The organism is Pseudomonas cavernae, assembly GCF_003595175.1.
In the GTDB taxonomy this organism is placed as follows: Bacteria; Pseudomonadota; Gammaproteobacteria; order Pseudomonadales; family Pseudomonadaceae; genus Aquipseudomonas; species Aquipseudomonas cavernae.
Window position 1 is genome coordinate 3482530 of record NZ_CP032419.1, and the last position, 21699, is coordinate 3504228.

Here is a 21699-nt window from a genome sequence, read left to right on the forward strand (position 1 = left end):
GAGGACGAATACCATGCGCGTCAAGGGATCCAGCAGTAAACCCAAGCCAGCCCCGGCGGTGGAAACTCGCGAATCCATCGAAGCTCAGGTGGCCGCCTTTCTTAACTCTGGCGGCGAGATTCAGGAAATCGCTCGCGGCGTGAGCGGCCAGGTGTATACACCGACCCGTCATATCAGCCTCGGGAAAAAGTGATTCGCCCCGCAGCCTCGCGCCAGGCCTCCCGACGGAGCCTGTGCGCAGGGGCAAGCGGTTAGCCCCTATCTCAATTCGCCGCAGCCTGCTGCGGGAAGTCTTTCTGCCCCGAGTCCTTGCCCTCCGCCTGGTGAGTTCGACCACCGCGCTCAATTCGGCGTCCAGCAACAGAACGAAGATCGCCCCCGACACTACCGTACATGGCGCTGTAGTCGGCGAAGTTCTGCACGTCGTACCCAAGCCGAGCGAGGCGATGCCCCAGACGAGCACCGCCAGCACCGAGCCGGGAGCAATGAAGCAGAATTTCTGCTTCACGTCCGGGGTGAGGTAGTAGGTCAGCGCCACCGCCATCATCCCAAACGGACGACAGTGTCACCGGCAAGGCAGCGGGCAGGCGTCAGCTCAGCTCGATGCGGTCGGCGTGGATGACGATCAGACCCTGCTTGTACAGGCCGCCGATGGCCTTCTTGAAGCTGCCCTTGCTGACACCGAAACGGTGGCTGATCTCCGCCGGATCGCTCTTGTCGCTGACATAGAGCACGCCACTGTTGTCGCGCAGCTGTTTGAGGATGTTGTCACTCAGGGCGTCCGGCGCATCCTTGCCGACCGCCTGCAGACTCAGGCTGATCTTGCCGTCGGCGCGCACTTCCTTGATGAAGCCCTGGTCGCGGAAACCGATGCGCAGCGGCTTGAACAGTTCGTTCTTGTGCACCAGCGCCCAGTGCTGGTTATCGAGGATGACCTTGATGCCCATGGGCGAGGATTCCGCCGCCAGGAATTCCACCGGCTGGCCGACCCGGTAACTGGGCGGGGTCTTGTCCAGGTAGCGGTCCAGCCGGGCGGTGGCGGTGATGCGCCGGGTGTGCTTGTCCAGGTAGACGTGGACCACGCAGTAATCGCCGACCTTCAGCTGGCGCTTCTCCTCCGAGAAGGGCAGCAGCAGATCCTTGGGCAGGCCCCAGTCGAGGAAGATGCCGATGCTATTGATCTCCGCCACCTTGAGGCTGGCGAACTCGCCGACCTGCACCTTGGGCCGCTCGGTGGTCGCGATCAGACGGTCGTCGCTGTCGAGGTAGATGAACACGTTCAGCCAGTCATCGACCTCGCTGGGCACGTCCTTCGGCACATAACGGTTGGGCAGCAGGATTTCGCCATCGCTGCCGCCATCCAGATACAAGCCGAAGTCGGTCTGCTTGACCACCTGCAAACTGTTGTAACGCCCCACTAACGCCATATTCACCACCCCTGCTGCGAGGCCGATATTCTACCCGAGTTTCACTCGCGGCCACGGCGGGCATGACGCGTCCGTCGCCTTGGCCGATAATGGCCAGCCCTCCTTCCGAGCCCGACCGATGACCAGCCCACGGCCCCAAACCCCTCTGCACGGCGTTACCCTCGAAGCCGTGGTCACCGCCCTGGTCGACCATTACGGCTGGGCCCGGCTCGGCCAACTGATCGCGATTCGCTGCTTCCAGAGCGACCCGAGCATCAAATCCAGCCTGAAATTCCTGCGCAAAACCCCGTGGGCACGCGAGAAAGTCGAAGCGCTGTATATCCAACTCAAGACTCAGTAACCCTCCCGCCTGCGCCGAATACCTGGGCGCAAAACATCTCCTTACATTCTTTAACCGGCTTCTTTTGCACGGGCGTACTGGCGGCTAGCAGAGAGTTATTTCACACTCATGACACGTCGCTGAATTCTGGCAATTACTGTTGTCCAACGGATACTCGCTGCCCAATCTCAGGAGCTCCTGTGCGCCCTACTAGCCGTTGGTTGCAACTGCCCCAGGGTTCTTCATTACTGGCCCTCAGCGTCCTCTTTCTGCTCATCCCTCTGGCCAGCCGCTATTGGCTGGGCTGGTCGGGCGGCTTCGGTTATTTGTCCGACCTGGGTGTCGGCAGTTTGCTAATTCTCCTGCTGCACAACCGCTCGCTGCTGCTCGCCGTGCCGGTGATGCTGGTCTGGAGCCTGTTCACCCTGGGTACTGCGGAGTTGCTATCGGCCGTCGGGCGGATGCCCGAATGGGGTGACATCAAATACCTGACCGACCCGCAGTTCGTCAGCCATTCCACCGAGGGCGGCGGCATCACTCACCTGTGGCTGGCATGCAGCCTGGGCCTTGGCATAGTGGCCTGCGTGCTCACCGGCTGGCGCCGCCCCGCGGCCAAGCGCCTGCCGGCTTACTGGTATGCTCTGCCGGCCGTGCTGCTGGCCAGCCATGCGGGCGGTCAGTACGCCAACCCCAGCGAAGCCGACCAGTGGAAGCAGTTCAATCTGCCGCACAAGCTTCTGGCCGAGGGTTTCAATGCCGGCCAACTGGCGCTGGAAGATTGGCTGGACGGCGATACCCCCGAGCTGCCGCCGGACATCGCCGGCCTGACCCGGCTTGACCTCAGCGGCACCCGCCTGCTGCCGGCGCATGGCAAGGCGCGCAACGTCTTGATCGTCACCCTCGAAGGCATTCCCGGCGCCTACATCGCCCCCAACCGCGCGGCAATCAACAGCAGCTATCACGAAGACCTGATGCCCCGCCTCAGCCAGTGGGCCACGCGCAGCATGAGCACGCCGGACTATGTCCTGCATGCGCACCAGACCATTCGCGGCCTGTACTCCATGCTCTGCGGCGACTACGACAAGCTCGACAGCGGCACGCCGAAGGGCGTGGAGATGCTCAACAACGAGCTGCGCAACCAGCAGTGCCTGCCCGCGCAGCTGCGCGAACAGGGCTTCCGCACCCACTTCCTGCAGGGCGCCGGGCTGCGCTTCATGGCCAAAGACAAGATCATGCCGCACATCGGCTTCGACAAGACCCGCGGCCGCGACTGGTTCAAGAACAAGCCGTACCTGGAATTCCCCTGGGGCATGGACGACAAGGCCTACTTCGAAGGCGCGCTGACCTACGTCAAGCAGCTGCGTCAGCAGAAGAAGCCATGGATGCTCACCCTGCTGACCGTCGGCACCCACCAGCCCTACTCCGCGCCCGACGAGTACCTGGCGCGCTACCCCAGCGCCAAGCAGGCGGCCATCGGCTACCTCGACGATGCCGTCGCCGACTTCCTCGCCGGGCTGGAGAAACAGGGGGTATTGAAGGACACCCTGGTAATCGTCACCTCGGACGAATCCCACGGCGTCGAAGACGTGCGTCTGGCCTCGGCCTGGGGCTTCAACCTGGTATTGGCGCCCGAGCAAGCTCAACTGCCGGCATTCAAACGTGGCGTGTACGGGCATGTCGACCTGACCACCTCGGTGCTCGACTACTTCGGCTTCAGCGTGCCGTCCAACCTCTCCGGCCGCTCGCTGTTCCGCGACTATGCCAGCGGCCGCGAGATCATCTCCTACACCAACGGCCTGCTGCGCGAGCACGATGGCAAAGGCACCCTAGTCGAGTGCAACTTCCAGCAGGTGTGTCGGCGCTATGCCAGCGACGGCTTCATCGCCGACCAGGCCCGCTATCTCGGGCGCTTCCGCGGCAAACAGGCGCGCCTGGTAGCCCTGCGCGCCGCTCAGCTCGACCAGTCCCTGACCAGCGGGCAGATCGGCCAGCAGTACCAGTTCGCCAACCGCGAGCGCATCCGCCTGAGGGAAACCCTGGGCAACGACTGGAGCGACAACCTGATCGGCGCCCAATACCTGGAGCTGCCGAAAGGCACCCATACCCGGGTCAACCTGAAGATCCGCGCGGTACGCCTGGACAAGCAAGGCGCCAAGCTCTTGCTCAAGACCAAGGAGTTCGACCGCGATGTGGCCGCACTGGTCCCCGAACTGCCGCCACTCAAGCCCGGCAAGACTCTGGAGCTGAGCTTCGGTTTCGACAACCTGGTGACCCGCAAGGCGTTCTCCTTCCACCTGCTCGGCCAAGGCCGTGGCGCCATCGAGATCGCCGACTTCAGCGTGATTACCGAACCGCTGCTGGGCGACGAGTTGCTGGAGCTGGAGAAGACCGAGAAAAGCGCGCTGGCGCAATAATCCGCCGTACCGCGCAAATAAATGGAGTCCCTTTGTTGCGGTCTTGATCCCCCTATTTCCGCCCCAGCGCCGGCACATACATCGAACGCTTCGGCTCGGCGAACACGCGGCGCAGCATCGGCTCGAAGAATTCCAGCGGCTTGGTCGGGTAGTCCGGGTCGAAGGCTAGCGCGTCGTACCTGGCGCAGAACTCCACGGTGCGCTCGAAGCACGGGTGGTCGCGCAACTGGTCGCGCAGGTTGCGATCCTTGCCCAGCAGATGGAAGAAGTAATAGCTCTGCACGATGCCGTGCTTCTCCACCATCCACAGATTCTCCTCGCTGACGAAGGGTTTGAGGATGGCGGCGGCGATGTCCGGGTGGTTGTAGGAACCCAGGGTGTCGCCGATGTCGTGGAGCAAGGCGCAGACTACGTACTCCTCGTCCTGGCCGTCCTCCCAGGCGCGGGTGGCGGTCTGCAGGGAGTGGCTCAGGCGGTCGACGGCGAAGCCGCCACAGTCGCCTTCGAGCAGCTGCAGGTGGGCGAGGATGCGATCCGGCAGATAGGGGCCGTAGTGGGTGCGGAATTCGCGGCTGATGATTGCCCAGTCCTCGGCGGTACCGTCTTCCATGTGGGTAAATTGAGCGCGTTCGTGCTGCATCACAGAGTCTCTCTCTTGTTGTTATGGGGATGCCTCTCCCCGTGGCCGGGGAGAGAGAACGCCGGTACTCAGGTGTCGTAGCCGGGCATCTGCCGATCGAGCTTGCGCAGCAGCGCCGGCCAGGCCAGCTGGCCGTAGCGGCCGAACATGCCGGTCATGCACATGCTTTCGGTGGTGGCGCGCGCTTCGTCGGAAGCCTTGTTCAGCGGCCGGCCCATGCTCAGCGCCCGCACCTGCGCGGCGCAGGCACGTTCGAGCATGTGCATGCGCACGAAGGCCTCGGCGACGCTGGCGCCGACGGCCAGGGTGCCGTGGTTGCGCAGGATCATCAGGTGCTTGCCACCCAGGTCGCGCTGCAGGCGTTCGCGCTCCGCCAGGTTTAGCGCCGGGCCTTCGTAGTCGTGGTAGGCCACGTCGCCGGTGAGGAACATCGCGGTCTGCGACAGCGGCAGCAGCCCCTCGGCCAATGCCGACACGGCCACCCCGTCAGTGGTGTGCAGGTGGATGACGCAGGCCGCGTCGTGGCGCACCTGATGCACCGCGCTGTGGATGGTGAAGCCGGCCTTGTTGGCGCTGTACGGCGAGTTGCCGATCTGGTTGCCGTCGAGGTCGATCCTGATCAGGTCGGAGGCACGGATCTCGTCGAAGGTCATGCCGAACGGATTGATCAGGAACTCGTCAGTGGTACCCGGCACCCGTGCGGAGATGTGCGTGGCGATCAGGTCGCTCCAGCCGAACAGTTCGACCAGCCGATAGCAGGCGGCAAGGTCGACGCGGGCCTGCCACTCCAGGGCCTCCCGATCGCGGACGGGGCTGGCGATCTTGTGCAGGTCAGTCATTGCTGCAGCTCCCTATCAGTTGCACCTGCACGTCGCGCGTACCCTCGAACGGCGCGCGGCCGTGGCAAGTCAGCACGTTGTCCAGCAGCAGCACCTCGCCGGCCTGCCAGGGCTCGGAAACGGTGGCCTGCGCATAGGCCAGGCGCAGGACCTCGACCAACTCCCGTGGAATCCGCGTGCCATCGCCGTACTGCACGTCGTTCGGCCGCGGCTTGTCCTCGCCATAGTGCTCGATGAAGGCGTTCCAGGCCTGGCTGCCACTCGGCAAGGGGATCAGGGTGGCGATCTGGTTGAACCAGTGGCGACTGCCCAGCACCGGATGGGTGATGAAGCCGGAGTTGCGATAGCTGGTCTGCAGGCTGCCGTCTTCCAGCCACTGCCATTCCAGACCCATTTTCTCGCAGGCGCTCTGCGCCTCGGCCGGGTCGTCGGTGTAGAAGGCCTGCTGCCAGGGCCGGTGCAGGCTGGTCAGGTAGGAGTGCCAGCCATCGGTGGGGAGACGGCCGTCGCGGAAGTTGCGCTTGTACAGCACCCCGCGCTGGCGCACCTGCTCGAACAGCTGTTGCGGCACCAGCGCCTCCAGGCGACGGATATCGCCGATGTTGGTGGCGCCGCCGGAAGATGGCGCGACCCGGCAATAGAAGGCGACCTTCAGCGGCCAGTCGGGCAGGTAGGACATCTCCTGGTGCAGCGGCAGGGTCAGTTCCTTGTCGAAGCGCGTCGCCTCGAACACCTTGCCAGCCACCACCGCACGCGGCGTACCACCGCCGTTGTAGCCCATGTCGGCACTCGGATAGTGCGCCATCATGGTGGAGAAATCCGCGGTTTCGCGGATCGGAAAACCACGGAAGCGCAGCGCGCCATACACCTTGAGCAAGTCTTCGAACGCCTGCTCGTGGGCGACGAACCAGGCGTGGAAGGCGGCGAAGTCTTCCTTCAGCCGCGTCGACGCCGGGGTGACGAACAGCGGGATGCCTTGCGGGTGCAGCTGGACCCGCACCTCAGCGCCCAAGGCGGGATGCACGGCGGGAAGGGCGAAATCGGTTTCCAGCGCGGGTGAAACGGACAGCGGGGATGCCAGGGTATTCATCGAACGGGCCTCGACATTGTTGTTGTTCTCAGCGCGCCTGGAGCGCGACTGGGCCTGCCACAGCCGGCCAATCGATCACATAACGATCAATTGATAATCCAAACTATGTTTTGAGAAGCTAGCCACGCCGGGTAAGCTTGTCAACGCTCCGAAAGCAGGAAGATCCCCGTCGATGAAACCACCCCTGAGCGAGCTCGAAGGCCACCGCGGCTACGTCGCGCCCCGCTATTCACGCGGGCTGCGCACCACCCGCATGCTGTTGGAGTCCGGCCGGCGCCTGCTGCGTCAGCACCCACTGGACCAGGTCACGATCAACCAGCTGTGTGCCCACGCCAAAGTAACCACTGGGGCGTTCTACAGCCGCTTCGACAGCAAGGAGTCCTACTTCAAGGCCCTGCAGACCCTGGTGCTGGCCGAGTTGCGCAGCGCCATCGCAGCCCGCATTGAGCTGCTCGACTCCCGCCCCTGGGGGCTGCGCGAAGCCCTGGAGATGCTCACCCGCAACACCCGCCTGTGGGCCTACCGCCACGAGGGCGTGCTGCGCGCCTCGCTGATCCAGCGCGCGCACGATGGCGACGATCCATTCAAGCAGCTGAATCAGGACTACCTCGAACAGGCCGTCCCGCGCATTGCCCGTCTGCACCCGGCCGGCTCCTCCCCCGCGCTGGAGTTGCGCATCCGTTTCGCCTTCCAGATCATGATGGGCACCCTGGTGTTCGCCCTGGTCAACCACGGCGGCATCTACAACCTGAACGACCGGCGCCTGGAGCAGGAAATGGCTCGTTCGTTCTACCAGTACATCACCCAGGAACTGGAAACCGAACAGCCATAGCGCACGGCTATTCTGCGTCCAGCCCCACCCTCAGCAGCTCGCCATCGCGCTCGTCGGTAAGCAGGTAGAGATAGCCATCCGGCCCCTGGCGCACCTCACGGATGCGCACGTCGAGACCTTCCAGCAGGCGTTCCTCATGCACCACCCGGTCGCCGTCCAGCTGCAGGCGGATCAACTCCTGCTCGACCAGCGCACCGATGAACAGGCTATGCCGCCAGGCGGGAAAGCGATCGCCATCGTAGAAGGCCATGCCGCTGATCGCCGGCGACTTTTCCCAGACGTATAACGGCGGTTCGGTACCGGGCACAGTCTTGCCCTTGGCCTCTGGGATCGGCAGTAGCGAGTAGTTGATGCCGTGGGTCGCCAGCGGCCAGCCATAGTTCTTGCCGGCCTGCGGGATGTTGACTTCGTCGCCGCCGCGCGGCCCGTGCTCGTGGGTCCAGAGCAGGCCGGTCCAGGGATTGAGCGCCGCGCCCTGCTGGTTGCGATGACCGTAGGACCAAATCTCCGGGCGGGCGCCCGGGCGGCCGACGAAGGGGTTATCGTCCGGCACCCGGCCGTTGGGAAAAATCCGCACCACCTTGCCCTGCAGTTTGTCGAGGTCCTGCGCGGTCGGTCGCTGGTTGTTCTCGCCAAGGGCGATGAACAGGTGGCCGCTGCGGTCGAACACCAGGCGCGAACCGAAGTGGATGCCGCTGGAAAGTTTCGGTTGCTGGCGGAAGATCACCTGGAAGCCCTCCAGCCGGCTGGCGTCATCGGCCAGCCGGCCGCGCCCCACCGTGGTGCCCGCCAGGCCCTGGTCGCCACCACCCTCGGCGTAGGTCAGGTAGACCAGCCGATCCGTGGCGAAGCCCGGCGACAGCGCCACATCCAGCAGACCGCCCTGGCCCTTGGCGTAGACCTGCGGCACCCCGGCCAACGGCTTCGACAGCCCGCCGTCGGCACGGACGATGCGCAGGCGCCCCGGCCGCTCGCTGACCAGCATGTCCCCGCCACCGGGCAGAAAAGCCAGCGCCCAAGGGTGCTCCAAACCACTGGCGACCACCTCGCTGGTCACCCGGCCCAGTTCGCTCGGGTGCTCGCTCACCTCGGCCTGGGCCAGGCCGGCGCCCAGCAAAGTCGCCAGACTCAACAAGGTATGTCTCAACATGAGCTGCTCCTTGGTTATCACGCAAGGCCGGTAAGGCAAGAGCCGCCGGCGCCTGGCTGTTAGTCAAGCATGTCTAGAAGTGTCGGGCGGCGTGGACGGCTCGACGATCGCCTTCAATACTTGCCACCTGGTCAGCTGTTCTGAACCTTGCCGCGGCCCTCCGGTCATTTTCCAAGACGGTCTTGAAACCAGGCTCCACAACCCTACACAGGAGGAGCGCCATGAGTACCCGGGCACGCCCTGTATCTGCTTCAGCGCCGCTCGCTCCGCTACTCGCGCGGCTGCAGCAGGTGCGCGCCACCAGCGAGCGTATCTGCGCGCCGCTGGCGGTGGAGGACCAGGTGATCCAGAGCATGGCCGATGTCAGCCCGCCGAAATGGCATCTGGCGCATGTCAGCTGGTTCTTCGAGGCCTTCCTGCTCAAGCCCTATCTGCCGGGTTACCGGACGCCGAACCCGGCCTATGACCACCTGTTCAACTCCTACTACGAGACTCACGGCACACCCTTCCCACGCCCCCAGCGCGGGCTGCTGTCACGACCGACGGTCGCCGAGGTGCTGGCCTATCGGCACCACGTCGACCGGTGCCTGGGCGAATTGCTCGACGCGCCGCCAGCCGCGCATGCCGAGGAGATAAATCGGCGCATCGAACTGGGCCTGCAGCATGAGCAGCAGCATCAGGAACTGCTGCTCATGGACATCAAACACATCCTCGCGCAGAACCCGCTGTGCCCGGCCTATCGCGACGACCTGCCGGTGCCGCCGACCACCTCATCGAACAAGCTGACCTGGCACAGCTACCCGGCCGATCTACGCCAGATCGGTCACGCCGGCGACGCCTTCGCCTTCGATTGCGAGCGCCCGCGCCACCGCGTGTTCGTCGAGGCCTTTCGCCTGGCCAGCCGACCGGTCAGCAACGGCGAATACCTCGCCTTCATCATGGACGGCGGTTATGCCCGGCCGGAACTGTGGCTGGCCGATGGCTGGACGCTGATCAACCAGCTCGGCTGGCAGGCGCCCCTGTATTGGCGGCATGGCGACAGCGGCTGGGAGGAAATCACCCTCGGCGGCCGGCGCCCGCTGGATCACCATGCACCGGTCTGCCACCTCAGCTTCTACGAGGCCGATGCCTATGCCACTTGGGCCGGCATGCGCTTGCCCACGGAGGCCGAGTGGGAAGTGGCGGCGGTCGACGCTCCACGGCAAGGCAATTTTTACGAAAACGACTACCTGCAGCCGGTCGCCGCGACTGCTCAGGCCGGCGCGCTGCAGCAGCTGTTCGGCGATGTCTGGGAATGGACCGCCAGCGCCTACCGCCCCTACCCCGGCTTCCGCCCGCTGGCCGGCAGCCTCGGTGAGTACAACGGCAAGTTCATGAGCGGGCAGATGGTCCTGCGTGGCGGCTGTTGCGTCACGCCCGGCGAACACATCCGCGCCACCTACCGCAACTTCTTCTACCCACACATGCGCTGGCAGTTCGCCGGTCTGCGCCTGGCCACGGAGGCTTGAGCATGGCCAACAGCGTGCACTTTCATGATCAACGCCAGCAGGCCGCCGGCATTAGCCTGCGCGAGGAAGCCCTGGCCGGTTTCGCCGCCAAGCCGAAATGGATCTCGCCGAAACACTTCTACGATCGCCGCGGCTCGGAACTGTTCGAACAGATCTGCCAGCAACCCGAGTACTACCCGACCCGCACCGAGGAAGCGATCCTCGCCCAGGCCGCCGGCGCCATCGCCGAGATCGCCGGCCACCACGCCAGTCTGGTGGAGCTCGGCAGCGGCGCCAGCCGCAAGGTGCGCTTGCTGTTGGAGGCCATGCACCCAGCCAGCTACCTGGGCATCGACATCAGCCAGGACTTCCTGCTCGCCAGCACCACCTGCCTGGCCGGTGACTATCCCTGGCTGGAAGTGCATGCCGCCTGCGCCGATTTCTCCCAGCCGATGCAACTGCCCGACGGCTTCGACGGCGCCCACCCACTGGCGTTCTTTCCCGGCTCCAGCATCGGCAATTTCACCCCCGCGCAGGCCATCACGTTTCTCGGCAACCTGCACAACCTGCTGCCCAGGGGCGGCGGCCTGTTGATCGGCGTCGATCTGGTCAAGGACCGCCAAGTGCTGGAAGCGGCCTATAACGACAAGGCCGGGGTGACGGCGGCGTTCAATCGCAACCTGCTCGAACGCATCCGCCAGGAACTGGACAGCGACATCGACCCCCAGCGTTTCGTCCACCATGCGTTCTTCAACGAACGCGAGTCCCGCATCGAAATGCACCTGATCAGCCCGCAGGCGCAACGGGTGCGAATCGAAAGCGAGGCGTTCGGCTTCGCCGCTGGCGAAAGCCTGCACACCGAGAATTCCTACAAATACACCGCGGAAAGCTTCTGCGACCTGGCCGGTGCGGCCGGCTTCAAGGCCATCGCCCGCTGGAGCGACGCGCGCCAGCTGTTCAGCGTGCACTACCTGGAGCGCGAGTGACTCGACGCCAGCCTCGCCCATTTATCTGAACTTTTCCGCTGCTGCGCCCGTATCTCTGCCGACCTGGACCGGCCCCGGAAGAAGCCGAAGCCGCGGCTGCCCCGGAGCACCGAACAGAATCCGCAGTGGGCCAAAGAGCCTGTCTCGGATCTCGCGAGCTAGAGCGAGACAAGGCAAAAACAGCCGAGGAAGCGGAGTTTACGAATTGTAAATGAGCATTCCGAGGCTGTTTTTAACGCAGTATCGCCGACGCGCAGCAGATCCGAGACAGGCTCAAAGAGATCAACAGCGGATGAAACTGAAGAGAAAGATGCTGCAGGGCAGTCTTGAACTGCCCCGCACTGGTTCAACAACCCGCCTTGCGCGGCTTATTCAGAGGCGGAGCCGGCGCCAGCTGCCGGTTTGCGCCGCTTGAGCGGGGCCATGCCGTCCTGACTGACCAGCGCCGGCTGGTCGCTCTTCGGGCGAGCAGGTTTGCGCTTGGCTGGAGCCTTGCTCGGGGCCTTGGCGCCGGCTTTGCTCTCGACCTTTTTCTTCTTGGTACCGGCGGCCTTGCCGGAGGCCTTGACCTTCTTCGGCCCCTGATAGGTGCCTTTGAGTTCCTTGATGGTGCGGCGCTCGAAGTTCTGCTTGAGGTAGCGCTCGATGCTCGACATCAGGTTCCAGTCGCCATGGCCAATCAGCGACACCGCCAGCCCCTCGCCACCGGCACGTCCGGTACGGCCGATGCGATGCACGTATTCGTCGCCGCTGCACGGCATGTCGAAGTTGATCACCAGATCCAGGCCTTCCACATCCAGGCCGCGGGCGGCGACGTCGGTGGCGACCAGCACCTTGGTGCCGCCCTGCTTGAGGCGCTCGATGGCCAGCTTGCGGTCCTTCTGATCCTTGTCGCCATGCAGGACGAAGGCCTTGAATTCCTTGGCCACCAGCCGGCCGTACAGGCGATCGGCCTGGACCCGGGTGTTGGTGAAGATGATCGCCTTCTGGTACGTCTCGTGATTCAGCAGCCACTCCACCAGTTGCTCTTTATGGTAGGCGTGGTCGGCGGTGATGATCTGCTGACGGGTCCCCTCGTTGAGCTCGCCGACGCTGTTGAGCTTCAGGTGCAGCGGGTCCTTCAGCACGGACCCGATCATCTCGCGCAGCCCGGCGCCGCCGCTGGTGGCGGAGAACAGCAGGGTCTGGTGCGCGCGTTTGCATTCGCCGGCCAGGCGCTGGACATCCTCGGCGAAGCCCATGTCGAGCATGCGGTCGGCCTCGTCGAGCACCAACACCTCGACCTGCTCGAAATCCAGATGACCGGCGTTCAGGTGCTCGAGCAGACGTCCCGGTGTGGCGATCAGCACGTCCGGCACCTTGCGCAGCATGGCGGCCTGCACCTTGAAGTCCTCGCCGCCGGTGATCAGCCCGGACTTGATGAAGGTGAACTGCGAGAACAGTTCGACCTGCTTGAGCGTCTGCTGCGCCAGCTCGCGGGTCGGCAGCAGGATCAACGCACGGATATTGACCCGCGGCTTGGCATCGCCCATCAGGCGGTTGAGCATGGGCAAAACGAAGGCCGCGGTCTTGCCGCTGCCGGTCTGCGCGATCACCCGCAGGTCACGCCCCTCCAGCGCAGGAGGAATGGCCGCTGTCTGCACCGGCGTCGGCTCGGCGAAGTTCAGCTCGGCGACGGCTTTGAGCAGGCGTTCATGCAGGGCGAATTGGGAAAACACTGGGGTTACCTCGGCGGAATCGGAAAAAGCAGCTGTATAGGGTAACGGTTGTCGCTGCAATTGGCCGCTTTTCTTCACACGCCAAGCGATTGGCGAGAAGAGTAATTCTCACTCAAAAAAAACAGAATTCTGACGTTGACCGGTGCTACGCTGAGAAAACGGGCCAATATCCTGATCTACTTTAGGAAACCTTCTCGCTTGCATGGACTCCAACGCGGGTAGATTCAGCTGGCCATGGCCCCCGGAGAAGCAAGCATGAGCAAACCCGCCTTGATCTACTATGTCGCCGCCAGCCTCGATGGTTATATCGCGCGCCCCGACGGCCGAGTCGATTGGCTAAGACCCATGGAGGACTCCGCCGAAGACCATGGGTATAACGAGTTTTATGCAAGCGTCGACGCCCTGCTGATGGGCCGGGTGACCTACGAGACCATCCTCAAGTACGCCGACCAATGGCCCTATCCGGGCAAGACCTGCATCGTCCTCACCCGCGCGGCATTGCCGGCGGCGACGGCCGACGTGCATATCTGCCACTGGAAGCCTGCCGAAGCGCTGAACAAGCTTGGCGATCTTGGCTGCAAACGGGTCTGGCTGGTGGGTGGCGGCTCGCTAGCGGGTAGCTGCTACTCCGCCGGGCTGCTCGACGAATTGGTGGTCAGCGTAGTGCCACACATGCTCGGCGCCGGCATCAAGATGTTCGCCGCCGGCCTGGAACGCGGGCTCACCCTGCACACCCAGCGCAACTTCTCCACCGGCGTGGTGCAACTGCATTACCACGTGCAGAGTGAAGCCGCTTGATCACTCTGCACATCGCCGCAGCCTGTCTATTCGATGACCAGCAGCGCCTGCTGCTGGTGCGCAAGCGCGCCACGCGCATGTTCATGCTCCCGGGTGGCAAGTGCGAGGCGGGCGAAGCCCCGCTCTGCGCGCTCAAGCGCGAGTTGCGTGAAGAACTCGATCTGACTTTGCAGGATGCGGCCTTTCAAACGCTCGGCCATTTCCGTGCGCCGGCGGCCAACGAGTTGGACACCTGGGTTGCCGCCGATATCTTCGTCGTCCACCTGCCGCACACCGTGCGGGCCGCGGCGGAACTCGAGGAACTGGCCTGGCTCGAAGCCGGCGCCGAGCAGCCTGTCAATCTCGCCCCGCTGCTGCGCGATCACGTGCTGCCGGCCCTCACCTGGGGCTGAGAGCCTCAGAGCCCTTGCCGCGCCTGCTTGCGCAGCAGGCGCACGCTGTCCCAGCCGGTCAACAGGATCGCCAGCCAGATCGGCGCATAGGTCCACAGCTGGCGCGGATCGAAGACCTCACCCAACACCAGCACCGCGACGCCAAACAGCAACACCGGCTCGACGTAGCTGAGAATGCCAAACAAGCCCATGGGCAGCAGGCGGCTGGCCGCCATCATCGCGGCGAAGGCCAGGGTACCCAGCAGCCCCAGGCCCGGTAGCAGCCACCAGAGCTGTGGCGACTGGCCGAAGGCATCCGCTGGCGCATAAGTCAGGATCAGCCAGATCGCCACCGGCGCCAGCATCAACATCTCCAGAATGAAGCCAGACAAGGCATCCAGCCGCATCCAGCGGCGCAGCATGAAATACGGTGGATAACCCAGCGCGGTGACCAGGGTCAGCCAGGAAAACGCCTGGGTCAGCCACAGCTCGTGCAGCACCCCGAGCAGCGCCAGCAGTACCGCCAGGCGCTGCAGCGGGCGCAGGCGCTCGCCGTAGAACAGCCAGCCGGCCAGCACCATCACCAAGGGCAGGAGGAAGTAGCCCAGCGAGACCTCGAGCATGCGCCCCACCAACGGCGCCCAGAGGAACAATCCCCACTGCACACCGATCAGCAGCGCCGCCAACGGCAAGGCCGCGAGCAACAATGGTTCGCGCCGCAAGCGCTGCGCCACCGACGCCAGCACCGGCCACTGGCGCAGCAGCATCACCAACAACAGCACGGCCGGAATCGACCAGAGCACGCGCTGGGCGAAGATCTGCACGCCATCCAGTGGCGCCAACTCGCGCACATAGCCCGGCATCAGGGCGAACAGCACCGACGCGACCAGCGAAAAGCTCACGCCACGGCCGGACAATCTCATGAACGGCTCCGCTGGCGCACAGGGAAGAAAGGCAGGGGCATGGCGACTCTCACAAAACGGCCGATGACCTTACCCGAGCCCAGTGCTGAGCCCAACCCCGAAGGACCATTGAAGAGAAATAAAAAAGCCGACCAACCGGGGGAGCCGGTTGGCCGGACAAGCGCGCCCAGGAGCCTCGGGCGCGAAGAGGGAATCAGCGGGTCAGCGCAAGCGATCGCGGATCAGGCGACTTCGGCCAGGCGGGTTTTCGCCTGGGCCAGGCCCTTCTCGAAGAACTCGGCGCCCAGGTTCAGGCCTTCGGCATGGATGAAGCTGACATCGTGAATGCCGATGAAGCCCAGTGCCTGGCGCAGGTAGGGCTCCTGGTGATCCAGGCTGCTGCCGGCATAGATGCCACCACGGGCGGTCAGCACATAGGCGCGCTTGTCGCTGAGCAGGCCTTGCGGACCGGTTTCGGTGTATTTGAAAGTCACCCCGGCACGCAGCACGTGGTCCAGCCAGGCCTTCAAGGTGCTGGGAATGGCGAAGTTGTACATCGGCGCCGCCAGCACCAGCACGTCGGCGGCCAGCAGTTCGTCGGTCAGGGTGTTGGAGCGTGCCAGCGCGGCCTGCTCCGCTTCGCTCTGCTGGTCGGCCGGCTTCATCCAACCGCCGAGCAGGACCTCGTCCAGATGCGGAACCGGCTGCTGAGCCAGGTCGCGGACGCTGACCTCATCGTTGGGATGAGTCTTTTGCCACTGGGCGATGAATTCATCGGTCAGCTGGCGGGAAATCGAACCTTGCTGGCGGGCGCTGCTTTCAATCACGAGGACCTTGGACATGCTGGCGGACTCCATCGAATGAGTGGTGGGTGTCGATGGAGCGCAGATTATCCATGCCTATATCGATAAAAAAGCGCAATAAACCGCTAAGAACAATCAACTAATTTGATTTATCCAGGTGGCCGTTTTAGTCCCCGATCAACACTCGCCAAGGACTCGCGATGGGTGCTACTTCGGATTGCAGGTGACTTTGATCCGCAGCTTGATGACCTGGCTCTTGAAACTGCTGGTCAGCAGCGCACTCTGGCCTGGAGCGAGGGCGGCCTTGCGGGTGCGCGGCGACTCCGGGCCATTACGGAACACCACCTTGCACTCGGCCGCAGCCTTGCCGTAGTTGTACAGCTCAATGCCGGCCATGTTGACGTCGATGGCTTGCGAACTGGCCGACACCTCGGCGCCGTTCAGCTTTTTCTCCACTTCGATGGGATAGGTGGCGGCCAACGCACCCACGGGCAGTAGAGCGAACACCACACAACACAGCTTATTCATCGGACAGGTCTCCAACCGGGGGCAGCCAGCTTAGGGCAAGCGCCGGCGCAGATGAAGGCCTTTCAGCTTGCCGTCGGCATTGCTGGAACCTGTCGATGTCCGACCGCTAACTCGGCTTGCAGGTCAGCTCGATACGCATCCGGATGATCTCGCTCTTGAAATTACCCGTCAGCGTCGCCTGTTCCCCAGGCTCGAGGATGACCTTGCGCACCCGCGGATTTTCCGGACCGATGTTGAACACCGCCTTGCAGGCCGCCGCCATCTTGCCTTTGTTATGCAGTGACATGACGCCCATATTGAACTTGAGCGAGGTGGCCTGGTAAGCCACGTCGGCACCGTTCATGTGCGGCGTGACATCGATGGGAAAGAAGGTGGCCAGCGCGGTCGCCGGCACTAACAGCGCCACGGCACCAATAAGTCTGTTCATGATCGACCTCCGACACGGCATCTGGTCCAGCGTCCATCACGGCTGGAAGGCCTGTGACGATCCCATTTTACGCCGCTCGCACCAGCCCGGAAGATGTTGGGCATACGGCCGGCGCGAGGGCGTAAAGCCCAGAAATATCGAGATAAGTGCACTAAAACTGAAAAAAGCAAATCAATACATTTGTTTTATAGATATAAGCACCCTAGGATCTGAACCGGGCTGCAACGCGCCTACCCGCGGGACTCCGGGCCGAGGCGGGCCCTCTGCCGTTTGCGCCGCCGGAGTCGCCGCCCAAGGCATGAGCGGGGCTGCCAGCCGACGCCCATGGTTTGTTTGCTTCGACCACGCATCACTACAGGCCCCCGACATGAGGAACTGGCGATGAAAGCTCCCCGCGTGACCCTGGATCAATGGCGCACCCTGCAGGCCGTGGTCGACCACGGCGGTTTCGCCCAGGCCGCCGAGGCGCTGCACCGCTCGCAATCCTCGGTGAGCTATACGGTGGCGCGCATGCAGGATCAGCTCGGCGTGCCGCTGTTGCGCATCGATGGGCGCAAGGCGGTGCTGACCGAGGCCGGCGCTGTGCTGCTGCGCCGCTCGCGGCAACTGGTGAAGCAGGCCAGCCAGCTGGAAGACCTCGCCCACCACATGGAGCAAGGCTGGGAAGCCGAAGTGCGTCTGGTGGTCGATGCCGCCTACCCGATCGCCCGCCTGATGCGCGCGCTCAGCGCCTTCATGCCACAGAGCCGCGGCTGCCGCGTGCGCCTGCGCGAGGAGGTGCTGTCCGGGGTCGAGGAAGTGCTGCTCGAAGGGGTCGCCGACCTGGCCATCAGCAGCCTGAACATCTCCGGCTACCTCGGCCTGGAAATGAATACGGTGGAGTTTGTCGCCGTCGCCCATCCCGAGCATCCGCTGCATCTATTGCAACGGGAGCTCAGCTTCCAGGATCTGGAAAGCCACCTGCAGATGGTGATCCGCGACTCCGGTCGCCAGCAGCCGCGCGACGTTGGCTGGCTCGGCGCCGAGCAACGCTGGACAGTCGGCAGCCTGGCGACCGCAGCCACCTTTGTCAGCAACGGCCTGGGCTTCGCCTGGCTGCCGCGCCACCTGATCGAGCGCGAGCTGCGTGAGGGCCTGCTCAAGCCGCTGCCGCTGGATCGGGGTGGCAGCCGCCATCCGCATTTCTATCTTTACTCGAACAAGGACAAGCCGCTCGGGCCGGCGACGCAGATCCTCGTCGACCTGATCAAGGCCTTCGATGGCGCGCCCCTGGATGCGCCTTTCGCCTCCCCCCTGCCGCCAACCTGACCGCCTCGAGAGACTGCTCATGTCCTACTTCGACTACCAGGGTTGCCAGCTGCACTACGAGGATTACGGCCGCGGCGCCCCCGTGCTGCTGGTCCACGGCCTGGGCTCCAGCACCCATGACTGGGAATACCAAATCCCCGTGCTGAGCCGCCACTACCGGGTCATTGTCCTCGACGTCCGTGGCCATGGGCGCTCGGCCAAGCCGCGCGAGCGCTACAGCATCGCCGCCTTCGCCGAAGACGTGGCGGCGCTGGTCGAACACCTCAAGCTGGAGCGCGTGCACTTGGTCGGCATCTCCATGGGCGGGATGATCGGCTTTCAGGTCGGCGTCGACTTTCCGCAGTTGCTCAAGAGCCTGACCATCATCAACAGCGGCCCGGAAGTGAAGGCCAAGAAGCCCGGCGACTACCTGATGATCGCCCAGCGCTGGACGCTCTCACGCCTGCTCAGCCTGGAGCAGATCGGCCGCGGCCTCGGCCGTCTGCTGTTCCCCAAACCGGAACAGGCCGAGCTGCGCGAGAAGATCGAACGACGCTGGCCGCGCAACGACAAGCGCGCCTATCTCGCCAGCCTCGACGCCATCATCGGCTGGGGTGTGCGCGAACACCTGGCGCGCATCACCTGTCCCACTCTGGTGGTCACAGCCGACCACGACTACACCCCGGTCACGCAGAAGGAGGCCTACGTCCAGGAGCTGCCGAATGCACGCCTGGTGGTGATCACCGACTCGCGCCACGCCACGCCACTGGACCAGCCCGAACGCTTCAACACCACCCTGCTCGACTTCCTCGCCGAGGTCGAACATGCCTACCAACCCTAGAAAGAGCCCCACCCCATGCTGAAGAAACTCGCTCTCGCCGCCTGCACCTTGCTGTTCGCCGGCAACCTGCTGGCTGCCCCCACATCGAATGAAAAGCAACCACACGTGCTGCTGACCACCAGCCTCGGCGAAATCGAAGTCGAGCTGGACGCCGCCAAGGCGCCGATCACGGTGAACAACTTCCTCGCCTATGTGGACAGCGGTCACTACGACAACACCATCTTCCACCGGGTGATTCCCGGCTTCATGGTGCAAACCGGCGGCTACACCGCCGACATGAGCGAGAAGTCGACCCGCGCGCCGATCAAGAACGAAGCCGACAATGGCCTGCATAATGTACGCGGCAGCTTGGCGATGGCGCGTACCTCGGCGGTCGATTCGGCCACCAGCCAGTTCTTCATCAACCAGAAGGACAACGCCTTCCTCGATCACGGCGCGCGCGACTTCGGCTATGCGGTGTTCGGCCAGGTGGTACGCGGCATGGAGGTGGTCGACAAGATCGCCCAGACCCCGACCACCCTGCGCGCCGGCATGCGCGACGTGCCCGCCCAGCCGGTGCTGATTCTCTCGGCCAAACGGCTTTGATTCAGAAACTCACGGCATAAGAACCTGTTCACGATCCCTTCCGCAGGCGGCGGAGTTGCCACTTTTGCCCCCCTCTCCCCCTGCTTCATAAAAGAAAGGCGGGAGAGGGTTGGGGAGAGGGCCGAGTTGGCTGGCTGACACCCTCTCCCCCGGCCCCTCTCCCACAAGTGGGAGAGGGGAGTTTCCGAGATCGTAAACAGGTTCTAAGGCTGTGCCGATTGCCAGGCGCGCTCAGCGCGCCTGGCCCAAGCTAAAGGAAAGCCCTGCGGCGAGTACCTAGCGATGCTGTTCCGTCGTTTCGAACGTCTGATCGACTTCTTCCGTCCCGGCCCCGCCGGCGCCCCGCCGCGCAGCGTGTGGCGCTTCTACCTGCACTACCTGCGCCAGGTGTGGCCGAGCTTCGCCGCGCTGCTGGTGGTCGGGCTGATCGTCGCGCTGATCGAAGTGGCGCTGTTCAGCTTCCTCGGTCGCCTCATCGACTTGGCGCAGAGCAGCTCCAGCGGCGAGTTCTTCCAGGCCCATCGCGGCGAACTGCTGTGGATGGCGGTGGTCGCCCTGATCCTGCGCCCGCTGTTCAACGGCCTGCACGACCTGCTGGTGCACCAGGCGATCAACCCCGGGCTGACCACCCTGATCCGCTGGCAAAACCACAGCTATGTGCTCAAGCAGAGCCTGGCCTTCTTCCAGAACGACTTCGCCGGGCGCATCGCCCAGCGCATCATGCAGACCGGCAACGCCCTGCGCGACTCGGTGGTGCAGGCCATGGACGCGCTCTGGCACGTGCTGATCTACGTGCTCAGCAGCCTGGTGCTGTTCGCCGAGGCCGACTGGCGGCTGATGCTGCCGCTGCTGCTCTGGGTGTTCGGCTACGGCGCCGCCCTCGCCTACTTCGTGCCGCGGGTCAAACAACGCTCGGTGGTCGCCTCGGAGGCGCGCTCGAAACTGATGGGGCGCATCGTCGACGGCTACACCAACATCACCACCCTCAAGCTGTTCGCCCACACCCGCTACGAGCAGGGCTACGCCCGCGAGGCGCTGCAGGAGCAGACGGAAAAGACCCAGCTGGCCGGCCGCGTGGTCACCAGCATGGATGTCACCATCACCGCGATGAACGGCGTGCTGATCACCACCACCACCGGCATGGCCCTGTGGCTGTGGAGCCAGGGCCTGATCAGCGTCGGCGCCATCGCCCTGGCCACCAGCCTGGTGATCCGCATCAACAACATGTCCGGCTGGATCATGTGGGTGGTCAACGGCATCTTCGAGAACATCGGCACGGTGCAGGACGGCATGCAGACCATCGCCCAGCCGCGCACAGTGCTCGACCGCGAGCACGCCCCGGCGTTGCTCGTGCACGCCGGCGGCGTACGCTTCGAAGACGTGCACTTCCACTACGGCAAGCCCGGCGGGGTGATCGGTGGGCTCGACCTGGAGATCCGCGCGGGCGAGAAGATCGGCCTGATCGGCCCGTCCGGCGCCGGCAAGTCGACCCTGGTCAACCTGCTGCTGCGCCTCTACGACCTCGAGCGCGGGCGCATCCTCATCGACGGCCAGGACATCGCCGAGGTCGCCCAGGAAAGCCTGCGCGCACAGATCGGCATGGTCACCCAGGACACCTCGCTGCTGCACCGCTCGATCCGCGACAACCTGCGCTATGGCAAGCCCGACGCCAGCGACGCCGAGCTCTGGGAAGCGGCACGCAAGGCGCGCGCCGACGAATTCATCCCGCTGCTGGCCGACGCCCAGGACCGCCATGGTTTCGATGCCCACGTCGGCGAGCGCGGGGTCAAGCTGTCCGGCGGCCAGCGCCAGCGCATCGCCATCGCCCGTGTGCTGCTCAAGGACGCGCCGCTGCTGATCCTCGACGAAGCCACCTCGGCGCTGGACTCCGAGGTCGAAGCGGCGATTCAGGAAAGCCTGGAAACCCTGATGCAGGGCAAGACGGTGATCGCCATCGCCCACCGCCTGTCGACCATCGCGCGCATGGACCGCCTGGTGGTGCTGGATAAGGGGCACGTAGTCGAGAGCGGCAGCCATGGGGAATTGCTGGAGTTTGGCGGCCTCTACGCGCGTCTCTGGCAGCACCAGACCGGGGGATTCGTCGGGGTGGAGTGACAAGGTGCATCGCGTCGAGGTTCGCCTGCAATTTCATGACATGTGACGAACGGTCGCACCCCCTCAAGCGCGGGCGATTGCCGGCGCCTGCTGGGGCGTCGAATAGGACTAAAGTCCGGGGTCGAATGAACTTCCCGGCT

The 21699-nt window shown here is 64.4% G+C and carries 22 protein-coding genes and 1 pseudogene; 12 read left to right on the forward strand and 11 right to left on the reverse strand.

Annotated features, from left to right (window positions below; translation table 11 throughout):
• Window positions 1-13: 13 nt before the first annotated feature.
• Complete coding sequence (locus D3880_RS15850) at window positions 14-193, forward strand: hypothetical protein (RefSeq protein WP_119894393.1); 180 nt, start codon at window positions 14-16, stop codon at window positions 191-193.
• 70 nt (window positions 194-263) lie between these two features.
• Here the strand turns inward: D3880_RS15850 and D3880_RS23100 are convergent.
• Both D3880_RS23100 and D3880_RS15860 read right to left on the reverse strand, forming a co-directional pair.
• Window positions 264-547 (reverse strand): annotated as a pseudogene (locus tag D3880_RS23100) (YhjD/YihY/BrkB family envelope integrity protein); the annotation flags it as partial.
• Window positions 548-590: 43 nt separating this feature from the next.
• Complete coding sequence (locus D3880_RS15860; protein ID WP_119894394.1) at window positions 591-1427, reverse strand: CvfB family protein; 837 nt, start codon at window positions 1425-1427, stop codon at window positions 591-593.
• 118 nt (window positions 1428-1545) lie between these two features.
• Between D3880_RS15860 and D3880_RS15865 the strand changes: the two genes are divergently transcribed.
• Together D3880_RS15865 and D3880_RS15870 are read left to right on the forward strand one after the other, a co-directional pair.
• Window positions 1546-1767, forward strand: a complete 222-nt coding sequence (locus tag D3880_RS15865) for a VF530 family protein (protein ID WP_119894395.1) — start codon at window positions 1546-1548, stop codon at window positions 1765-1767.
• Window positions 1768-1946: 179 nt separating this feature from the next.
• Entirely contained in the window at window positions 1947-4160 is a 2214-nt protein-coding gene (locus tag D3880_RS15870) for an LTA synthase family protein (protein ID WP_119894396.1), read from the forward strand.
• A 52-nt stretch (window positions 4161-4212) separates the two neighbouring features.
• Here the strand turns inward: D3880_RS15870 and D3880_RS15875 are convergent, their stop codons facing one another.
• The 3 genes from D3880_RS15875 to D3880_RS15885 all read right to left on the reverse strand — a co-directional run bounded on the left by D3880_RS15875 (window position 4213) and on the right by D3880_RS15885 (window position 6729).
• Complete coding sequence (locus D3880_RS15875; RefSeq protein ID WP_119894397.1) at window positions 4213-4800, reverse strand: HD domain-containing protein; 588 nt, start codon at window positions 4798-4800, stop codon at window positions 4213-4215.
• Between the two features lie 68 nt (window positions 4801-4868).
• Window positions 4869-5639 carry a class II aldolase/adducin family protein gene (locus tag D3880_RS15880; protein ID WP_119894398.1) on the reverse strand — a complete coding sequence of 257 codons (771 nt, stop codon included), beginning with the start codon at window positions 5637-5639 and terminating at the stop codon, window positions 4869-4871.
• Complete coding sequence (locus tag D3880_RS15885) at window positions 5632-6729, reverse strand: TauD/TfdA family dioxygenase (protein WP_119894399.1); 1098 nt, start codon at window positions 6727-6729, stop codon at window positions 5632-5634. The genes D3880_RS15880 and D3880_RS15885 overlap by 8 nt, the downstream gene beginning before the upstream one ends.
• Before the next feature lie 172 nt (window positions 6730-6901).
• On the opposite strand from D3880_RS15885, the gene D3880_RS15890 reads away from it, so the two are divergent.
• Entirely contained in the window at window positions 6902-7561 is a 660-nt protein-coding gene (locus D3880_RS15890; RefSeq protein WP_119894400.1) for a TetR/AcrR family transcriptional regulator, read from the forward strand.
• 7 nt (window positions 7562-7568) lie between these two features.
• Here the strand turns inward: D3880_RS15890 and D3880_RS15895 are convergent, their stop codons facing one another.
• Entirely contained in the window at window positions 7569-8711 is a 1143-nt protein-coding gene (locus D3880_RS15895; RefSeq protein WP_119894401.1) for a PQQ-dependent sugar dehydrogenase, read from the reverse strand.
• 221 nt (window positions 8712-8932) lie between these two features.
• Here D3880_RS15895 and egtB point away from each other — a divergent pair, with 221 nt between their 5' ends.
• Both egtB and egtD read left to right on the forward strand, forming a co-directional pair.
• Window positions 8933-10219, forward strand: a complete 1287-nt coding sequence (gene egtB, locus D3880_RS15900) for an ergothioneine biosynthesis protein EgtB (RefSeq protein WP_119894402.1) — start codon at window positions 8933-8935, stop codon at window positions 10217-10219.
• A gap of 2 nt (window positions 10220-10221) precedes the next feature.
• Entirely contained in the window at window positions 10222-11184 is a 963-nt protein-coding gene (egtD, locus tag D3880_RS15905) for an L-histidine N(alpha)-methyltransferase (RefSeq protein ID WP_119894403.1), read from the forward strand.
• Between the two features lie 368 nt (window positions 11185-11552).
• Here egtD and D3880_RS15910 read toward each other — a convergent pair whose 3' ends face one another.
• Window positions 11553-12902 carry a DEAD/DEAH box helicase gene (locus D3880_RS15910; protein WP_119894404.1) on the reverse strand — a complete coding sequence of 450 codons (1350 nt, stop codon included), beginning with the start codon at window positions 12900-12902 and terminating at the stop codon, window positions 11553-11555.
• Window positions 12903-13157: 255 nt separating this feature from the next.
• On the opposite strand from D3880_RS15910, the gene D3880_RS15915 reads away from it, so the two are divergent.
• A complete protein-coding gene (locus tag D3880_RS15915) occupies window positions 13158-13700 on the forward strand; it encodes a dihydrofolate reductase family protein (RefSeq protein ID WP_119894405.1) in 543 nt (180 codons plus the stop codon).
• Window positions 13697-14092, forward strand: coding sequence for an NUDIX hydrolase (locus D3880_RS15920; RefSeq protein WP_119894406.1), 396 nt, complete (start codon window positions 13697-13699; stop codon window positions 14090-14092). The genes D3880_RS15915 and D3880_RS15920 overlap by 4 nt, the downstream gene beginning before the upstream one ends.
• A 5-nt stretch (window positions 14093-14097) precedes the next feature.
• On the opposite strand, the gene rarD is transcribed toward D3880_RS15920, so the two are convergent.
• The 4 genes from rarD to D3880_RS15940 all read right to left on the reverse strand — a co-directional run bounded on the left by rarD (window position 14098) and on the right by D3880_RS15940 (window position 16731).
• Window positions 14098-14994 carry an EamA family transporter RarD gene (gene rarD / locus D3880_RS15925; RefSeq protein ID WP_119894407.1) on the reverse strand — a complete coding sequence of 299 codons (897 nt, stop codon included), beginning with the start codon at window positions 14992-14994 and terminating at the stop codon, window positions 14098-14100.
• A gap of 221 nt (window positions 14995-15215) precedes the next feature.
• A complete protein-coding gene (locus D3880_RS15930) occupies window positions 15216-15815 on the reverse strand; it encodes an FMN-dependent NADH-azoreductase (RefSeq protein ID WP_119895759.1) in 600 nt (199 codons plus the stop codon).
• Between the two features lie 168 nt (window positions 15816-15983).
• Window positions 15984-16304 carry a 3-phosphoglycerate kinase gene (locus tag D3880_RS15935; RefSeq protein ID WP_119894408.1) on the reverse strand — a complete coding sequence of 107 codons (321 nt, stop codon included), beginning with the start codon at window positions 16302-16304 and terminating at the stop codon, window positions 15984-15986.
• 106 nt (window positions 16305-16410) lie between these two features.
• A complete protein-coding gene (locus tag D3880_RS15940; RefSeq protein WP_119894409.1) occupies window positions 16411-16731 on the reverse strand; it encodes a 3-phosphoglycerate kinase in 321 nt (106 codons plus the stop codon).
• Window positions 16732-17112: 381 nt separating this feature from the next.
• Here D3880_RS15940 and D3880_RS15945 point away from each other — a divergent pair, with 381 nt between their 5' ends.
• From D3880_RS15945 to D3880_RS15960, 4 genes are all read left to right on the forward strand, one after another.
• Entirely contained in the window at window positions 17113-18039 is a 927-nt protein-coding gene (locus D3880_RS15945) for a LysR family transcriptional regulator (RefSeq protein ID WP_119894410.1), read from the forward strand.
• 19 nt (window positions 18040-18058) lie between these two features.
• Window positions 18059-18859: an alpha/beta fold hydrolase gene (locus D3880_RS15950; protein ID WP_119894411.1), complete on the forward strand. Its 801-nt coding sequence runs from the start codon at window positions 18059-18061 to the stop codon at window positions 18857-18859.
• A 15-nt stretch (window positions 18860-18874) separates the two neighbouring features.
• A complete protein-coding gene (locus D3880_RS15955; RefSeq protein ID WP_119894412.1) occupies window positions 18875-19444 on the forward strand; it encodes a peptidylprolyl isomerase in 570 nt (189 codons plus the stop codon).
• A gap of 282 nt (window positions 19445-19726) precedes the next feature.
• A complete protein-coding gene (locus D3880_RS15960) occupies window positions 19727-21559 on the forward strand; it encodes an ABC transporter ATP-binding protein (protein WP_119894413.1) in 1833 nt (610 codons plus the stop codon).
• The last annotated feature ends 140 nt before the right edge of the window (window positions 21560-21699 follow it).

What these genes read in the sequence shown, in the direction of transcription:
- D3880_RS15950 (WP_119894411.1), top strand. Translation starts at nt 18,059, where the DNA reads ATGTCCTACTTCGACTACCAGGGTTGCCAGCTGCACTACGAGGATTAC.
- D3880_RS15895 (WP_119894401.1), bottom strand. Translation starts at nt 8,711, where the DNA reads ATGTTGAGACATACCTTGTTGAGTCTGGCGACTTTGCTGGGCGCCGGC.
- D3880_RS15850 (WP_119894393.1), top strand. Translation starts at nt 14, where the DNA reads ATGCGCGTCAAGGGATCCAGCAGTAAACCCAAGCCAGCCCCGGCGGTG.
- D3880_RS15875 (WP_119894397.1), bottom strand. Translation starts at nt 4,800, where the DNA reads ATGCAGCACGAACGCGCTCAATTTACCCACATGGAAGACGGTACCGCC.
- D3880_RS15890 (WP_119894400.1), top strand. Translation starts at nt 6,902, where the DNA reads ATGAAACCACCCCTGAGCGAGCTCGAAGGCCACCGCGGCTACGTCGCG.
- D3880_RS15940 (WP_119894409.1), bottom strand. Translation starts at nt 16,731, where the DNA reads ATGAACAGACTTATTGGTGCCGTGGCGCTGTTAGTGCCGGCGACCGCG.
- D3880_RS15955 (WP_119894412.1), top strand. Translation starts at nt 18,875, where the DNA reads ATGCTGAAGAAACTCGCTCTCGCCGCCTGCACCTTGCTGTTCGCCGGC.
- D3880_RS15865 (WP_119894395.1), top strand. Translation starts at nt 1,546, where the DNA reads ATGACCAGCCCACGGCCCCAAACCCCTCTGCACGGCGTTACCCTCGAA.
- D3880_RS15945 (WP_119894410.1), top strand. Translation starts at nt 17,113, where the DNA reads ATGAAAGCTCCCCGCGTGACCCTGGATCAATGGCGCACCCTGCAGGCC.
- D3880_RS15860 (WP_119894394.1), bottom strand. Translation starts at nt 1,427, where the DNA reads ATGGCGTTAGTGGGGCGTTACAACAGTTTGCAGGTGGTCAAGCAGACC.
- D3880_RS15930 (WP_119895759.1), bottom strand. Translation starts at nt 15,815, where the DNA reads ATGTCCAAGGTCCTCGTGATTGAAAGCAGCGCCCGCCAGCAAGGTTCG.
- D3880_RS15960 (WP_119894413.1), top strand. Translation starts at nt 19,727, where the DNA reads ATGCTGTTCCGTCGTTTCGAACGTCTGATCGACTTCTTCCGTCCCGGC.
- egtD (WP_119894403.1), top strand. Translation starts at nt 10,222, where the DNA reads ATGGCCAACAGCGTGCACTTTCATGATCAACGCCAGCAGGCCGCCGGC.
- D3880_RS15885 (WP_119894399.1), bottom strand. Translation starts at nt 6,729, where the DNA reads ATGAATACCCTGGCATCCCCGCTGTCCGTTTCACCCGCGCTGGAAACC.
- D3880_RS15915 (WP_119894405.1), top strand. Translation starts at nt 13,158, where the DNA reads ATGAGCAAACCCGCCTTGATCTACTATGTCGCCGCCAGCCTCGATGGT.
- egtB (WP_119894402.1), top strand. Translation starts at nt 8,933, where the DNA reads ATGAGTACCCGGGCACGCCCTGTATCTGCTTCAGCGCCGCTCGCTCCG.
- rarD (WP_119894407.1), bottom strand. Translation starts at nt 14,994, where the DNA reads ATGAGATTGTCCGGCCGTGGCGTGAGCTTTTCGCTGGTCGCGTCGGTG.
- D3880_RS15935 (WP_119894408.1), bottom strand. Translation starts at nt 16,304, where the DNA reads ATGAATAAGCTGTGTTGTGTGGTGTTCGCTCTACTGCCCGTGGGTGCG.
- D3880_RS15880 (WP_119894398.1), bottom strand. Translation starts at nt 5,639, where the DNA reads ATGACTGACCTGCACAAGATCGCCAGCCCCGTCCGCGATCGGGAGGCC.